The 17124-nt window shown below is 50.7% G+C and carries 12 protein-coding genes; 5 read left to right on the top strand and 7 right to left on the bottom strand.

Going from position 1 to position 17124, the window contains the following annotated elements:
• Positions 1-239: 239 nt before the first annotated feature.
• The gene (locus BZG20_RS08520) at positions 240-2153 is read left to right on the top strand and encodes a methyl-accepting chemotaxis protein (protein ID WP_077578728.1); all 1914 of its coding nucleotides are present in this window, start codon (positions 240-242) and stop codon (positions 2151-2153) included.
• A gap of 135 nt (positions 2154-2288) precedes the next feature.
• Here BZG20_RS08520 and lpdA read toward each other — a convergent pair whose 3' ends face one another.
• The 7 genes from lpdA to BZG20_RS08485 form a co-directional block, all read right to left on the bottom strand.
• Positions 2289-3713 carry a dihydrolipoyl dehydrogenase gene (gene lpdA, locus BZG20_RS08515; protein WP_077578727.1) on the bottom strand — a complete coding sequence of 475 codons (1425 nt, stop codon included), beginning with the start codon at positions 3711-3713 and terminating at the stop codon, positions 2289-2291.
• A gap of 185 nt (positions 3714-3898) precedes the next feature.
• Positions 3899-5767, bottom strand: coding sequence for a pyruvate dehydrogenase complex dihydrolipoyllysine-residue acetyltransferase (aceF, locus tag BZG20_RS08510; RefSeq protein ID WP_077578726.1), 1869 nt, complete (start codon positions 5765-5767; stop codon positions 3899-3901).
• 12 nt (positions 5768-5779) lie between these two features.
• A complete protein-coding gene (gene aceE, locus BZG20_RS08505) occupies positions 5780-8446 on the bottom strand; it encodes a pyruvate dehydrogenase (acetyl-transferring), homodimeric type (RefSeq protein ID WP_077578725.1) in 2667 nt (888 codons plus the stop codon).
• 86 nt (positions 8447-8532) lie between these two features.
• A complete protein-coding gene (gene pdhR / locus BZG20_RS08500) occupies positions 8533-9306 on the bottom strand; it encodes a pyruvate dehydrogenase complex transcriptional repressor PdhR (RefSeq protein WP_077578724.1) in 774 nt (257 codons plus the stop codon).
• Positions 9307-9541: 235 nt separating this feature from the next.
• Positions 9542-10090, bottom strand: coding sequence for a 1,6-anhydro-N-acetylmuramyl-L-alanine amidase AmpD (gene ampD / locus BZG20_RS08495; protein WP_077578723.1), 549 nt, complete (start codon positions 10088-10090; stop codon positions 9542-9544).
• A 24-nt stretch (positions 10091-10114) separates the two neighbouring features.
• On the bottom strand, positions 10115-11419 hold the full coding sequence (locus BZG20_RS08490; protein WP_077578722.1) for a diguanylate cyclase: 1305 nt from the start codon (positions 11417-11419) through the stop codon (positions 10115-10117).
• Complete coding sequence (locus BZG20_RS08485; RefSeq protein WP_077578721.1) at positions 11416-12411, bottom strand: ABC transporter substrate-binding protein; 996 nt, start codon at positions 12409-12411, stop codon at positions 11416-11418. The genes BZG20_RS08490 and BZG20_RS08485 overlap by 4 nt, the downstream gene beginning before the upstream one ends.
• Positions 12412-12573: 162 nt before the next feature.
• Between BZG20_RS08485 and nadC the strand changes: the two genes are divergently transcribed.
• From nadC to BZG20_RS08465, 4 genes are all read left to right on the top strand, one after another.
• Positions 12574-13476: a carboxylating nicotinate-nucleotide diphosphorylase gene (gene nadC / locus BZG20_RS08480; RefSeq protein ID WP_077578766.1), complete on the top strand. Its 903-nt coding sequence runs from the start codon at positions 12574-12576 to the stop codon at positions 13474-13476.
• 237 nt (positions 13477-13713) lie between these two features.
• Positions 13714-14175, top strand: a complete 462-nt coding sequence (locus BZG20_RS16240) for a prepilin-type N-terminal cleavage/methylation domain-containing protein (protein ID WP_077578720.1) — start codon at positions 13714-13716, stop codon at positions 14173-14175.
• 15 nt (positions 14176-14190) lie between these two features.
• Positions 14191-15873 (top strand): ATPase, T2SS/T4P/T4SS family, encoded by a 1683-nt coding sequence (locus BZG20_RS08470; RefSeq protein ID WP_077578719.1) that lies wholly within the window; start codon positions 14191-14193, stop codon positions 15871-15873.
• 9 nt (positions 15874-15882) lie between these two features.
• Positions 15883-17100 carry a type II secretion system F family protein gene (locus tag BZG20_RS08465; protein ID WP_077578718.1) on the top strand — a complete coding sequence of 406 codons (1218 nt, stop codon included), beginning with the start codon at positions 15883-15885 and terminating at the stop codon, positions 17098-17100.
• Positions 17101-17124 lie beyond the last annotated feature (24 nt).

The raw sequence follows: 17124 nt of genomic DNA, 5'->3' as shown, positions 1-17124 counted from the left end.
TTTATTCCACGATGAGGCACAGAGACAGGCCAACTTATACCGCATTATGTTGAAATCGCGAGGAGAGTGTCATTTTTATCAATAACTCTGAGCAAAGGCTTCAATTTTATTGTTTCATGGTCGATATAAAACTAATCATTCACACATATCTGCTAACTTAGATGTTAGTGCCATAAACATCATCACATTTTTGTCACGCTAACCTATCGTCTGTTAATAGACCAAATAGAGAGAAGGGCATGAAGCTAAAGCAACTCACGATCAAACAAAAACTCGTGTTGGCATTTGTCTCAGCGGTGATCGCCTCCACCGCCATCATCAGTTATATGAGCTTAAGCCAAGCACGCGACATCATGGAAAAGCGCCTGTTAGAAAATGAGCTTCCTACCACCCTCACCCAGTTTAGAGATACCATTGATAGTGAGGTAAACCAGCTACAATCGGCCGCACGCCAGCTTGCTTCTAACCCGGTGATGCTGGATATCATCAACCAGGATATCTCGGCGGCCGAAGAGGCTCGAGTGGTCAAGCAACTAAACGTACTGCGTGAGCAATATGACCTTAATGATGCGTCTATCGCCAACCGCAATACCGGGCAGTACTGGAACCAAAACGGTTTTTTACGGGTGTTAACGCGTGAAAAAGACAGTTGGTTTTACAACTTCCTCGACAGTGGCAATGCCACCATGGCCCAGGTTTTCCAAGAAGAAAACGGCGAACTCAAGCTATTTGTCAACTTCCAACAGCTTAACGGTAAAGGATTGGCCGGTTTCTCACGCTCGCTGGAGGACATGACCCGCTTTTTGAATCAGTTTAAAATTGAACAGTCTGGTTTTGTCTTCTTGGTCAACGCTGACGGTCTAGTGCAGCTGCACCGCGACACCAATCTGATGGGCGAGCAAACCTTAAGCGATATTTATGGTGGGCAAGCGCGCAGCTTGCTACAAAAAGGCGATTTTAACCTGCTCGACACCAGCATTAATGGTGAAGAAGTACTGCTGGCATCCAGTTATGTGCCCTCCATGGATTGGTTTGTTATTGCAGATGTCCCTGCCGAAGAAGTCTATGCCCCCCTCAATGAAACACGTAATCAAATCTTGATGGTATCGGTCGTCGTAGGCCTGATTTTTGTGGTGGTTGCCGTCTGGCTCGCTGCGACTATTACCAAGCCGATCCAATACGTGGCCAATGTGTTCCGTGAGATTGGTGAAGGTGAAGGGGATTTACGCCAGCGCGTGGATATCAACAGCCAAGACGAAATTGGCCAGTTGGCGTCGGGCTTTAATAGCTTTGTTGAGAAAATCCACCGCTTGGTGTCAGACGTTGCCCGTACCGGTGGCGAGCTACGTAGTGCAGCCGAACAAGTGTCATCACAAGCTAGCGCCACCCAATCGCAAAGCGAGTATCAGCGGGATCGCACCGTGCAAGTGGTGACCGCCATCAATGAAATGGGGGCGACCGTCAATGAGATTGCTGGGAATGCCGCCAGCGCTGCCAGTGCCGCCAACCAAGCCTCTGATGATGCAGCAAGCGGCCAAGGCGTGGTGACCCAAGCCCGGGATACCATCGCTCGACTGGCTGACGATATGGAAAATATGTCGAAAGTGATCAGCGCCTTGGCTGAAAACACCGATTCGATTGGCGGTATTTTGGATGTGATTCGTGGCATCTCTGAGCAAACCAACTTGCTGGCGCTAAACGCGGCGATTGAAGCGGCTCGAGCTGGCGAGCAAGGACGCGGTTTTGCGGTTGTTGCCGATGAGGTACGCAGTTTGGCCAGTCGTACCTCTGATTCCACCGACGAAATCCAGACCATGATCGACCGTCTTCAGCAAGAAGCGCGCAACGCCGTGGATGCGATGGAGCAAAGCCGCACCATGACCGCTGAAGGGGTCAATGCTTCCGATGAGGCGTCACAATCGCTCAATGCAATCAACGAGCAAATTGTGCAAATCTCGGACATGAACACCCAGGTGGCGWCCGCGACTGAAGAGCAGTCAACCGTGGTCAACGATATTAACCAAAATATCGAGGAGATTAACCACAGCTCACAGCAAACTGCTGATACCGCCAACACCATGGCAGAAGCCAGCGAGTCACTGCGCGATCTTTCCAAACGTCTTGATACTTTGGTAGGGAGCTTTAAGCTTTAAACCATTGCGACTCTACCTACTGACGCACGAAGCGGGCTTTGGCCCGCTTTTTTATTGTTCACGATCTACTCGGGTTCACAGATACAAAAAAGCCCCGCATGGCGGGGCTTAATCAGAAAACGATAAACGCGTGGTTTATTTCTTTTTCTTCGCTTTCGGGTTCGGCATATCTGTGATTGAGCCTTCAAACACTTCTGCAGCCAAACCAACCGATTCGTGCAAGGTTGGGTGAGCGTGAACGGTTAGCGCGACATCTTCGGCGTCACAACCCATTTCGATCGCAAGACCGATTTCACCCAGTAGTTCGCCGCCGTTGGTACCAACGACTGCACCACCGATGACACGGTGCGTGTCTTTATCGAAGATCATCTTAGTCATGCCGTCTGAACAGTCAGATGCAATCGCACGACCTGAAGCCGCCCATGGGAAGGTCGCCACTTCGTAGTTAATGCCTTCTTCTTTACACTCTTTCTCGGTTTTACCGACCCACGCCACTTCTGGCTCAGTGTACGCAATCGATGGGATAACTTTTGGATCGAAGTAATGCTTCTTACCTGAGATAACCTCTGCTGCCACATGGCCTTCGTGTACACCTTTGTGCGCCAGCATAGGCTGACCCACGATGTCACCGATCGCATAGATGTGCGGCACGTTGGTGCGCATTTGCTTATCAACATTGATAAAGCCACGATCGTCAACTTCAACGCCAGCTTGACCTGCATCGATCAGCTTGCCATTCGGGCTACGGCCGATGGCAACCAAGACAGCGTCATAGCGAACAGGTTCTGATGGCGCTTTTTTGCCTTCCATGGTGACGTAGATGCCGTCTTCTTTGGCTTCTACTGCGGTCACCTTGGTTTCCAGCATGAGGTTCATCTTTTTGCTAATGCGCTTAGTAAAGACTTTGATCACGTCTTTATCTGCTGCAGGGATCACCTGATCACACATTTCGACCACATCAACCTGTGAGCCGAGTGCGTGATATACGGTTCCCATTTCTAGGCCGATGATACCGCCACCCATTAATAGCATTTTCTCGGGTACTTCTTTGAGCTCAAGCGCGTCGGTAGAGTCCCAAATGCGTGGGTCATCATGCGGGATAAATGGCAGCTCGATAGGACGAGAGCCGGCCGCGATGATGGCGTTATCAAAATTGATGGTGGTGCTTTCTTCCCCTTCGACTAACAGGGTGTTAGCGCCAGTGAAACGGCCTGTACCATTGACCACTGTCACTTTACGCTGCTTAGCCATACCGCCTAAGCCGCCAGTCAGTTGGCCAATGACCTTATCTTTCCAAGAGCGGATCTTGTCGATATCGGTTTGTGGCTCACCAAATACCACGCCATGCTCGGCCATGGCTTTGGCTTCTTCAATCACTTTGGCAACGTGAAGTAGGGCTTTAGATGGAATACAGCCGACGTTTAGACACACACCGCCAAGGTTGTTATAGCGTTCAACCAATACGGTTTCCAAACCTAGGTCGGCACAGCGGAAAGCGGCGGAGTATCCAGCAGGACCAGCGCCAAGGACGACGACTTGCGCTTTGATTTCTTTACTCATTCTGACCTCGTTATAGTCTTATTCCCTGACAGGCTAAGAGCGGTAATTTTTTATTGTTGTGGGTATCTTTGCGCCACAGTTTACAGCCATGTTAATGGGCTGAAAAATAAAAACCCATAGCCTGTGAGCTGCACAACAATTCCCGACTGACCTTTAACCGGCCAGTCGGGTTGTTGGTATTGCGATTAGAGTACCAAACGGCGAATATCAGACAGTAGGCCGTTGAGGTAGCTAATAAAGCGCGCACCCTCGGCACCGTCAATCACACGGTGGTCGTAAGACAATGACAGCGGCAGCATCAGGCGAGGTTCAAAGTCCTTACCGTTCCATACTGGCTTCATTTCTGACTTAGACACACCCAAGATAGACACTTCTGGTGCATTAACGATTGGCGTAAATGCCGTACCGCCGAGGCCACCTAGGCTAGAGATAGTAAAGCAACCACCTTGCATATCAGAGGCAGTCAGCTTACCGGCACGGGCTTTCTTCGATACCACCATCAGCTCTTCAGACAGCTCGTGAATGCCTTTCTTGTTGACGTCTTTAAAGACAGGCACGACCAGACCATTTGGTGTGTCAACCGCGATACCGATGTTGACATACTTCTTCATGATCAGGCTTTCACCGTCTTCAGACAGTGACGCGTTGAATGAAGGGAAAGCTTCCAGCGCTTTAGCAGCCGCTTTCATGATGAACACCAATGGGGTGATCTTCATGCCTGACTCTTTCTTCTTCTCGATCGCGTTTTGCTCTTTACGGAACGCTTCAACTTCAGTGATATCGGCGTTATCCCACTGGGTCACGTGCGGGATCATCACCCAGTTACGTGCCAGGTTCGCACCCGAGATCTTCTTGATGCGAGACAGTGGTTTCACTTCGGTTTCACCGAATTTGCTGAAGTCCACTTTCGGCCAAGGGAGCAGGCCAAGTGCACTGCCGTCGCCTGAGCCAGACGCCGCGCCAGATTCGAGACGCTTAAGTGCCTCTTTCACATAGCCTTGCACGTCTTCTTTCAGTACACGTCCTTTACGACCGGTACCTTTGACTTTCGCCAAGTTAACACCGAACTCACGCGCAAGACGACGAACAACAGGTGACGCATGGGCGTACTCTTTGTTTTCGACAAACTCGTCGTTACCGGCGTCAGCTTTAGCCGCTGCTGGAGCTTCCGCCTTTGGTGCTGGCGCAGATTTTTCCTCTGCAGCAGGCGCAGCGGGCGCTGGTGCGGCCGGTGCGCTACCCGCCACCTCGAACACCATGATGAGCGAGCCAGTAGACACTTTATCGCCTGCGGCGATTTTGATTTCTTTGACCGTACCTGCAAACGGTGCAGGGACTTCCATTGACGCTTTGTCGCCTTCAACGGTGATCAGTGACTGCTCTTCTTCAACCGTATCGCCCACAGCGACCATGATGTCCGTCACTTCGACTTCATCACCGCCAATGTCAGGAACGTTTACGTCTTTGTTTTCCGACGCGGCTGGAGCGGCAGGTGCAGCTTGTGCCGGCGCCTCAGCAGGTGCACTGCTGCCGACTTCAAACATCATGATAAGTGAGCCGGTTGATACCTTGTCACCTGAAGCAATTTTGATCTCTTTAACGGTACCCGCAAACGGCGCTGGCACTTCCATTGAGGCTTTGTCGCCTTCAACGGTGATCAATGATTGCTCTTCGTCGACGCTGTCGCCTACCGCCACCATGATGTCGGTGACTTCAACCTCATCGCCACCGATATCCGGCACGTGCACTTCTTTAACTTCTGATGCGGCTGCAGGGGCAGCCGCTGGTGCCGCCTCTTGCGCTGGCGCGCTTTGTGCGGCGCCTTCCTCTTCAAAGATCATCATCAAAGAGCCGGTGGTGACTTTGTCACCCTCGGCAATTTTAATTTCCTTGACCACACCCGCTTGTGATGCAGGGACTTCCATGGATGCTTTATCACCTTCAACGGTGATTAACGACTGCTCTTCTTCAACCTTGTCACCCACGCTGACAAGGATCTCAGTCACTTCTACTTCATCCGCACCGATGTCAGGTACATTAATCTCGATTGACATTATTTCAGCCTCTTACGCGAACAGCGGGTTTACTTTATTGGTATCGATGTCGAATTTCTTAATCGCTTCTGCGACCAGTTTCTTATCAACATCGCCACGCTTAGCCAGCTCATTAAGTGCTGCGACAACCACATAGCCTGCGTTCACTTCGAAGTGACGACGTAGGTTTTCGCGGCTATCAGAGCGGCCAAAGCCGTCAGTGCCCAGTACTTTGTAAGATTCAGCTGGGACAAACGCACGAACTTGGTCAGCGTAGTTCTTCATGTAGTCAGTGGCAGCAATCGCTGGCTCTGTGCCCATTACCGTTTGAATGTAAGGAACTTGTGCCTCTGCATCTGGGTTTAGCATGTTGAAGCGATCTGCGTCTTGGCCGTCACGTGCCAGCTCGTTGAACGAAGTCACGCTATAGACGTCAGACGCCACACCGTACTCATCGCTGAGCAGTTTCGCCGCTTTGCGCACTTCCGTCATGATGGTGCCAGAGCCCATTAGCTGAACTTTCGCTTTGTCGCCCGTGTAGGTTTCTAGCTTGTAGATACCTTTACGGATACCTTCTTCCGCACCCTCAGGCATAGCTGGCTGATGATAGTTTTCGTTCATCAGCGTCAGGTAATAGTAGATGTTTTCTTGGTCAGGACCGTACATGCGACGGATACCGTCTTGCATGATCACCGCCACCTCGTACGCGAAGGTTGGGTCGTAAGAAACACAGTTAGGTACAGTGCTCGCCAGAATATGGCTGTGACCGTCTTCGTGCTGCAGACCTTCACCGTTAAGCGTTGTACGACCGGCAGTCGCTCCCAATAGGAAACCACGTGCTTGTTGGTCACCTGCCATCCACGCCATGTCGCCAACACGTTGGAAGCCGAACATTGAGTAGTAGATGTAGAATGGGATCATTGGCAGATCGTTGGTGCTGTAAGAGGTCGCCGCCGCTACCCACGATGACATCGCGCCTAGCTCGTTGATCCCTTCTTGCAGTACTTGACCGCCTTGGTCTTCTTTGTAGTACGACACCACGCCACGGTCTTCAGGGGTGTAAGTCTGACCATGTGGGTTGTAGATACCTACTTGACGGAACAGGCCTTCCATACCGAACGTACGCGCTTCGTCGGCAATGATAGGCACAATGTTTTTGCCGATATTTTTGTCTTTCAGCAATACATTCAAAGAGCGTACAAAGGCCATAGTGGTAGAGATATCACGCTTCTGCTCAGACAGCAGGGCTGAGAAATCGTCCAGTTTTGGCAGCGTCAGCTCTTTAGTAAAGTTAGGCAGACGTTGTGGGGTGTAACCGTGCAGCGCTTTACGGCGCGCGTGCAGGTATTCGTACTCTGTCGACCCTTCTTCTAATTTCAAGTAAGGTAGGTTTTGCACGTCATCATCCGACACCAAGTCCTGTAGGCCAAGGCGGTCGCGCATCGCGTGAACATGAGTCATGTCCATTTTCTTCACTTGGTGCGCGATGTTTTTGCCTTCTGCCGCTTCACCCATGCCGTAACCTTTAACGGTTTTTGCCAGGATCACAGTTGGACGGTCATTGCACTCTTGTGCCGCTTTGAACGCAGCAAACAGTTTTGATGGCTCATGACCACCACGCTTAAGCGCAAAGATCTCTTCGTCGGTCATGTCAGCAACCAAGGCAGCTGTTTCTGGGTACTTGCCGAAGAAGTGCTCACGCACGTAGGCGCCATCTTTTGATTTGAACGTCTGGTAATCGCCGTCGATGGTTTCATTCATCAACTGCAGCAATTTCCCTGAGGTGTCTTTGGCCAGCAGCTTGTCCCAACCAGAGCCCCAAACCACTTTGATCACGTTCCAGCCAGCACCTTTAAATAGGCCTTCCAACTCTTGAACGATTTTACCGTTACCCATTACAGGGCCATCAAGACGCTGCAGGTTACAGTTAATCAAAAAGCAGAGGTTATCCAGTTTTTCACGGGCCGCGAACGACAGCGCACCACGTGACTCTGGCTCATCCATCTCACCGTCGCCAAGGAACGCGTATACGCGTTGCTCAGAGGTATCTTTCAGGCCACGGCCATTAAGGTATTTGAGGAAACGCGCTTGATAAATAGACGCAATCGGCCCCAGACCCATAGAAACGGTTGGGAACTGCCAGAATTCAGGCATCAGTTTCGGGTGCGGGTAAGACGATACACCTTTACCATCCACTTCCTGACGGAAGTTGTCGAGCTGCTCTTCGCTCAAGCGGCCTTCAACAAAGGCACGCGCATAGATACCTGGAGAAATATGACCTTGATAATACACCAGGTCGCCACCGTCTTTCTCGTTAGGCGCACGGAAGAAGTGGTTAAAGCAGGTCTCATAAAATGCCGCCGAAGACTGGAATGATGCCATGTGGCCACCCAGCTCTAAATCTTTCTTGGACGCACGCAACACGATCATGATTGCGTTCCAACGAATGATAGAACGGATACGGCGTTCCAGATTCACATCACCTGGGTAAGCAGGCTCTTGATCAGCAGGAATGGTATTTACATAGTTGGTGGTCACGCCCGTTGGCATGTCAACACCGTCTAAACGTGCTTGCTCTAATACTTGCTCCAGAAGGAACTGGGCACGTTCTACACCTTCTTCACGAACGACTGACTCAAGAGCTTGCAACCACTCTTGTGTTTCAAGTGCGTCCACGTCATGTTTCATGACTTCAGACATGGCGATCTATCCTTTCGTTGATTGACTCGTACAAAACAAACGTTGTCGCAGCTGCAGTGCCCTTCGCGTTATCGGTGCGAATAAGGCTACTCCAACTCGTCCTTGCGTTGTTGAATTCGACGTAGAGACCGTTCGCGACGGCTTTCTTCTCGGCCAAGATCCAACAGAGTTTCCTCAATGTAAGCTAAGTGCGCATGCGACGCTTGTCGGGCTTTTTCTGGCTCGCCAGCGGTTATCGCATCCACTATCTCAGCTCGGTGTCGGCTGACGTTTTCCACCGTCTCTTGACGGCGATAAAGTAGCTCAAAATTTTGCAAAATATTCTGTTCCAGTAACGGCGCGAGACTGCGCATAATATGAAGTAACACCACATTATGCGCTGCTTCCGTTACGGCAACGAGATACTGCATCACAGCCGAAGCCTCTGCCTCTAAATCGCCATTTTTTTGTGCTTGGCGAATAGCGTCGTGACAGTCCTCAATGCGAGAAAAATCCTCTTCTGTGCCCCGTAGTGCAGCAAAATAAGAAGAAATCCCCTCCAAGGCATGTCGTGACTCCAGTAAGTCAAGCTGGGTTTCTGGATGATCCGCCAATAACTCTAGCAGTGGCTCAGAGAAGCGTTGCCAAAGGCGTTCACTGACAAAGGTGCCGCCACCTTGCTTGCGCGTCAGTAGCTTTTTGACTTCAAGCCGTTGAATCGCTTCGCGCACTGACGGGCGAGACACGTCAAATTGCGTCGCTAACTCTCGCTCAGGCGGTAACTTCTGGCCTGGCGACAAGGTCCCTTCCAGAATTAAGCCTTCGAGCTCTTTTTCAATTACATCTGAGAGTTTAGGTTGACGAATTCGCTGATATGCCATTGTTTTTATTGACCATCCGCACCCCAAGCTTGGCGCTCAGCTGCAGAAACTGACTGATTGTAAATTGGTAAGACCAATTACTTTATTGATCCCTAAAGTTACCAGACAGCGGATATTCTGTCCACCTGAACTTTGATTGACATCATGGAAACCTGTGTATTCTTAGGCTGACAACCGCGAATATTCTGCCTCTCAAAATTGGTCAGACCATTTTATGGGTAAAATCAATAGGCATTTAAATCAGTGTGTGTAATTTTTCCCAGTCAAACGCCACACCCGGATCCGTTTTTCGTCCCGGGGCAATATGTTGGTGTCCTGTGATTCGATCACGGGTAATGGCTGGATAGTACTGCATCAGCGTCTGCGTGATCGCCGCTAACGATTGGTACTGCTGATCGGTGTATGGAAGTGTGTCTGTGCCCTCTAGCTCAATACCGATAGAAAAATCGTTACATTGCTGCCGACCGTCAAAACACGAAACGCCAGCATGCCATGCGCGCTCGTTGAATGGTACAAACTGGATCACACTTCCATCTCGTCGGATCAGTAGATGAGCAGAGACGCGAAGATCGGCGATCTCGGCAAAATAAGGGTGTGCGGCCGGGTCAAGGTGCCCCTGAAAAAACTGCTCAATATAGGGGCCATCGAACTGGCCGGGGGGGAGGCTGATATTGTGGATCACCAGCAAGGAAATATCCTCGCCATCTGGGCGCTGATTGTAATGAGAAGACAGGCAAGCACGCGCACCTACCAACCAATGGTTGTCAATATGAGTAAAAGACATGCCACATCCAATCGAGAAATATCGTTACTCTATCTGGTCTACTGGGAGATTGGAATACAAGCAACAGCTGGCTTCTGGGTGGTTTTTAGCGTAATACATGGCGGCATCGGCTTGATTCATCATCTGCTGTAGCTCGAGTCCATCGGTTGGGAAGCAACTTACCCCAATACTGATCGCTAAGGAAAGCGAGGTATCTGCTGCCTGTATCGGCGCATGCATTTCATCTTGAATACGTGTAATTACTTCATTCAACGCCGATTTATCCGCTAATAAATCCAACCAGACAATGAACTCATCACCGCCCAAGCGGCCAACCAAGTCAGAGCGGCGCACGGACTGTTTTAGGCGCTGACTGACCACCTTGAGCAACTCATCACCCACGCCATGCCCATAAGTGTCATTCACTTGCTTAAAGTTGTTCAAGTCAATGAACAGTAATGCGGCATTAGTTTGCGCGCGGTTGGCGCGCATCAACGCCACATCGACATGCGATTCGAACGCGCGCCGGTTGAACAAACCAGTCAACTCGTCGTGTTCGGCAAGGAACTTAAGTTGATGCTGCTGTTCACGAAGCTGTTGGGTTTGACGTGCGACTTCTTCACTCAACTGTTTTTTGTCGACCATGGTATGGCTCAACGCACGCTTCATCTCATTGACATGATCAGCCAATTCAGTCAGCTCATCTTTATCAGTCAAAGTTAACTCAGTGGTTAAATCACCTTGCTTTATTTGTGTAATCGTCGAATGCAATGCTTTTAGACGGTGCGTTAACCGCCGCCGCAAGCTGGTCACAAACATAGTTACCAACAAGGCTAACACCACCAGTACGCCGCCATGTACCACCAGCAGGGTTTTCTGTTGCTGCCCCGACTGGTGCATGACTTGCTGGCGCACCGAAAAAGCGGTTTCACTCATCGCCTGCAGCAACACATTAAAACGTGAAAACAGCATCAACCGGCCTTCATCGACAGGACTGTCGGTATCCAACTGCTTGGCAGTGACCCACAAAAGACGATCGATGCTGTTCGCGGCTTGTCGAATTGACTGCACAGCCTGTGTCGGAATCGCTTCTTTGTCGCTACTTAGCTGCGCTCGTAGGGCATTCGTTGATTGGTTCACATCCTGTCGCGTTTGCACGCTGGGGTATTGGCGATATAGCCATAGACGGCCCCGCAAGCTATCAATTTGTGAGTGTACTGCCACAATGCTGTCTAGGCGATTTTGTATCTGGTTTTGCTTATAAAAAAGCTCGACAGTGATCAGCAAGGTCACCAATGTGAGTGCCGTACACGCCCAAACCACAATGTTTAGCTGCTGACCGATCTTCATTCTAATAAACTCACTTTTTGCGTGGCCTCAACCAAGGGGCCTGGGTTGAGTATATGGCGGAATGACGGTGTGTTCCCTTCAACTAAACCGGCCTCTTGTGCCCATCGTGCTTGATTTTTTAACCGCAACAATAATGAGTCATTCAGCGAGAGACGAAATAAATAGTCTTGCCACAACCAACTGAGTTTAGCGTCTGACATGTCAAGGTGTGCTGACACTTGTGTCTTAGCCCGCTCAGGATGTTGATGAATAAAGCTGACCGCGTCTTCTAGGGCGCTGATCACGCGCTGCATATCTTGGTGTTGCTTGTTGACTAACAAACGGCCGCTAACCAATAGAAAAGACAGGCTGTGCAAGCCCTTACTGTCAAGCGATTGCACTTGCTGGCTCGACTGCTTTAACAGTTGATACCCATAGGGTTCCCAAATGGCAATAACATCCACTTCCTCATTCAGCAGTGCGTTTGGCAATGCCTCTGGCGGGTAATACACTTTTTCCACCTGATCTCTGGAAATGTCATGCAACTGCAATAACGAGTCAAAGTAATACTCACTGGCACTAGAAGCGACCACACCCACGCGTGCCTTATCCAAAGCCTTTACCAGGTCGCCGCCAATATTGCGGTGAATCGACCACAATTTGACATCATTGTCTGACTCCACAAAGCTGGTTAGCACATTAAAATCATCACGTTCAAAGCGATTAAACATCACCACGGTTTCTGAGGTAGTCGCTAAATCCGCTTCTCCCGCTGCCAATGTTTGAAAACTCTTCACCCCGCCGTGAACAGGCTTAAGCGTCATATCGATACCATGCTTTTTAAATAATCCCTGTTCTTTGGCCACAATAATCGGGGCCGATAAAGGGGTGAGTGATACCGCAATCGTCAGGGGAGATAATGGCGCAGACGCCGGAAGCCGTAATTGCTGCCAGGCGCGATACCCCACCAGCGCAATCACCACCATTGCCAACAGAGCCAATCCTCGCTTCATGGCACCACCTCTCTCACTCTCTCTGGTTAAAGTGTAGACAACTTTGACTACAAATCATGGATAAAAAACTAGACGGGAAAGGGAAACAGGAGAGAAAAGCTGCATTTCGTCATCACCAGCGTTATCATTCGACCACTTTTTTGATGACCGCGGTAAGCCATGATGACATCGACCCCTTTTCATGCTGTCCATGACAGCGAGAGCCGCCTGGCGTATCTGACCTCTCACCTCAATGCCGACGTGACCCGCGCGGTGGCCGACGCACTGCGAGAAGATTTGGGTGGCGACATCGACGCCAGCAAAGACATCACCGCTAGCCTGATCCCGGCAGACTCGGTGTCCACAGCGACACTGATCACCCGTGAAGATGGCATTTTTTGCGGCCGAGCCTTTGCGGATGAAGTGTTTCGTCAGCTCGGTGGCGACGTCACCTTGACGTGGCATGTCGCCGATGGTGATACCATCACTGCCAACCAATCGCTTTGTACCTTACAGGGGCCCTCGCGTGTTTTGTTGACTGGCGAGCGCAATGCGATGAATTTTATTCAAACCCTCTCCGGCTGTGCCAGTAAGGTAGCGACCTATGTGGCTGCGCTCCAAGGTACCCACACTAAATTGCTCGATACGCGTAAGACCATTCCGGGGCTGCGTAGTGCGCTGAAGTACGCCGTTGCCTGCGGTGGCGGTCATAATCATCGTATTGGTGTGTTTGATGCGTATTTGATCAAAGAAAACCATATTCTTGCCTGTGGCGGGATTGAGAACGCAATCAAAGAAGCACGCCGGCTCAACCCAGATAAACCGGTAGAGGTAGAAACCGAGACCTTGGATGAGCTCAAACAAGCCATCGACGCTGGGGCCGATATTGTGATGTTGGATAACTTTAGTGTGCCGATGATGCGTGAAGCGGTAGCCTTAAACCAAAATAAAGTGGCGTTGGAAGTCTCAGGAAACGTCACGCTTGAAACGTTGGCAGAATACGCCGCCACCGGTGTAGATTATATTTCTGTCGGCGCACTGACCAAGCATGTAAACGCCCTTGACCTGTCGATGCGCTTTCAATAATTATCGCTCCACATTGCCATTAGGCCGCTTTGATTGAGCGGCCTTTTTCGCTCTACTGGATGACAAAGTTTGTGGTCACTCGAGCGTTCGACTAAATACGCCGCCTTCTTGCACATTGCTTTATTCCCTCACTCTAAATCTCAGCCATTTTCACTTCTTCACCTCGCACGACCCCACGTAGGCTGGCCGCACTGACTGCCTGTGACAAGCAGCACACGACTAAAGAGGAGAGGTGACATGCACAAACAGCAAGGGTTTAGCCTGATTGAACTACTGATTGTGGTCGGTATTATCGCGGCACTATCCGCCATCGCCGTTCCCGCCTATGTGAACAAACAGAAGATTGCCGAATTCAACGCCGGATTGGCCTCAGGGCGAGCCTTATTGACCCGGCTCGACCTGTATCTTGATGAAGAGGATGGCACGGTGAAAGACTTCATTGATCAATTAAAAGCTGATGACAAGAAAGCCATGCTAGGTGAATTAGCCACCGTCTCTGCTCTAGCGGATTCTAGCGACAACGACAACCAGGCAGGCATTAAGGTAACCTTCACAGACAATAGCGCGATTAAAGGCACAACAATAACGTTTACCAAAGAGAAATACGTTTGGCAATGTCACTACCATATCGGTAGCAAGGTTGCGTTTGAGAAAAGCGATATTAAAGGCTGCGTTGCCAGCCAAGCAGCTGGTAGCTGATAGCAGGCCGCAACAATGTTAGCAGTCGATCAACTTGTACGCGATGGCTTACTTTCCGCTGATCAACGCCAATGTCTAACACACAATGACGACAGCCCGCTGGGGGTTGCGCAGCTAATCGATGCCGGCGTCGACCCGCACGCATTGGCCGAAGTGGTAGCGGCCAATTACCAAGTGCCGTTTGTCGAAAGCCATCACTACCCTTTTAAAGCCACCAGTGACGCGCTAGATAGGCGTGATCTTATCCAGCGCCACCGTGTGTTACCGCTGACGCTGGAGGAGCATGTGCTTTTACTGGGTGTCAGCGACCCGAGCCACCATGAAGCCATCAGTGACTTTGGTTTTTCCACTGGACGAAAGGTTCGCGTGGCAGTATTAAGCCAACCCGATTTAGACGCCGGACTTCGCCATTTGTACGGCAGCAATATTGACAGCATCCAAGCGAGCGACACCATCAGTGATCACACCCTGGCCACGCTGGCCGTCAGCGATAACCGGCAAGAGGACAATACTGAACTGCAAAGTGATCAGGCTCCGATCAGCCGGTATATCCAGCAAACCCTGGTCGATGCCGTCCGTAAAAGAGCGTCAGATATTCATTTTGAGCCTTTTGAAAGTCATTACCAAATTCGTTTCCGTCAAGATGGTTTGCTTCACACCTATGCCCAGCCTCCTGTAGGTGTGTCACGTCGTTTATCCACGCGTTTGAAAATCTTAGCGTCACTTAATATTGCAGAACGGCGTTTACCGCAAGATGGCCGCATTCAATTATCAATCAATGCTGAGCAAAGCGTGGATATGCGGGTGTCGACACTGCCCACGGTTTGGGGCGAAAAAGTGGTGGTGCGTCTGCTCAATAACGAACAACAATCCTTGCAAATTGACGATCTCGGCCTGACCGGCTGGCAACGTCAGCACTATCAAGCGGCGCTAGATAGGCCGCAAGGCATGATCTTATTTACCGGCCCCACCGGCAGTGGCAAAACTGTATCCTTGTACAGCGGCTTACGTCACCTTAATCAACCTGAACGCAATATTGCCACCGTGGAAGACCCGGTGGAAATCCAACTCAATGGTATCAACCAAGTGAATGTCAATACCGAGATAGGGCTGAACTTTGCCACCGCACTGCGCGCCTTTTTGCGCCAAGACCCAGATGTGGTGATGGTTGGGGAAATTCGCGATATCGACACGGCTGAAATCAGTATCAAAGCGGCGCAAACGGGCCATTTGGTCCTCTCTACCCTACACACCAACTCCGCAGCTGAAAGCATCACCCGCTTGACCCATATGGGGATTGCCACCTACAACCTTGCCAGTTCATTAGCCCTCGTCGTGGCGCAACGGCTGGTGCGTAAACTGTGCCCTATCTGTAAACAGCCTCACCCGCAAGATGACCCAAGCTTAAAGCAGCTGGTCAATTTGTATCCGCAATGCCGCCCTGATCAGATCTATCAAGCCAACCAAAGCGGCTGCTACCGATGCTATCAAGGCTATCAGGGGCGCACAGGCGTTTACGAAGTGCTACCTATCGATGAGGTCATTGCCAATGCGATTTATCGCCATACCAGTGCTAGCGAGATCACTGAACTGGCCTGTCAACACGGCATGTGGCGATTGGCCGAGTCAGGCATCGCCAAATTGAATCAAGGCGTGACCAGTGTGCAAGAGCTGACCCGTGTGATCCCCCTGGCTTAAGGAGAAAACATGAAAAAGCAGACGCTATTCGTGTTTCACTGGCGCCAAGTGCTGCCGGTGGGTACGGATAAAAAAGGCCAAGTGTTTGCCTACTCCGAGCATGATGCGCGTCAGCAATTAACCCAACGGGCTATCTGGCCCTCTCGGTTGATACGTCGACGACTGTCCAGTTGGCAGCAACGCCGCCACCTTGCCAAACCTGCCGACATCACCCAACTCTCCCGTGAGCTCGCGACCCTGCTAGATGCTGGCATACCAATAGTCCAAGCATTGCACCTGATTGTTGAAAACCAAAACAAAGCCGAAATGCAGCTCGTGGTTCGCCACCTTCGTCAACGTCTTGAAGCCGGCACCAGTTTGACCCAAGCCTTGGCGCAAACGAGCCCGTTGTTCGGCCGCTTTTACTGCGACTTGGTCGCAACCGGTGAGCAGACCGGCCAACTCGCCCATGCTTTTACTCGCCTCGCGTTTTACCGCGAGCAACAAGCTCAGTTACGCAACAAAGTGATGAAAGCCATGATCTATCCCACCATGGTGGTGAGTGTGGCGCTAGGAGTGAGCACCTACTTGCTTCTTTTTGTTATTCCCAAGTTTAAACAGATATTTGCTTCGTTTGATGCTCAGCTTCCTTGGTTAACACGGCAAGTGCTTGCGCTGTCTCATTGGGTACACAGCCATGCACTATTCATCATCGCAGGCCTGACTGTATTCGCCTTGACTCACCGATGGCTTGCCCATCGACAACCAGAGTATCGATACCACTACCACCGAGGGCTACTTAAGCTACCGATTATCGGCGATGTACTCACTAAAGCCTGTATCGCTAAGTTTGCGCGTACATTGGCCACCACCTTCGGCGCCGGCATCCCACTTATTTCTGGCTTACAGTCGGCCACCAAAACCATGACAAATAGCTACTATGCACACCAGCTTAACGACGCATCTCACCTTACCGCTACTGGGATCCCCCTTTACCAAGCGCTGAAACAGGCACAATGTTTTCCCAACCTGGTGACGCAGATGATCATGATTGGTGAAGAGTCTGGTACCCTAGACAAAATGCTTAACCAAGTCGCGCAGATCTATGAGCAAGACGTCGATAATATCGTCGATAACCTTGGTAAAATCATCGAGCCGATACTGATCGTCGTCATGGGCACTCTGGTTGGCGGTTTGGTGATCGCAATGTATTTGCCAATTTTCGATCTGATGTCGGTGCTCGGCTAAGCCAAGATAGAGTCTCAGTTCACA

Source organism: Salinivibrio sp. IB868 (assembly GCF_001995655.1).
Classification (GTDB): Bacteria; Pseudomonadota; Gammaproteobacteria; order Enterobacterales; family Vibrionaceae; genus Salinivibrio; species Salinivibrio siamensis.
The sequence above is the reverse complement of the archived record's forward strand: the minus strand, read 5'-3'. Positions and strand labels throughout refer to the sequence as shown.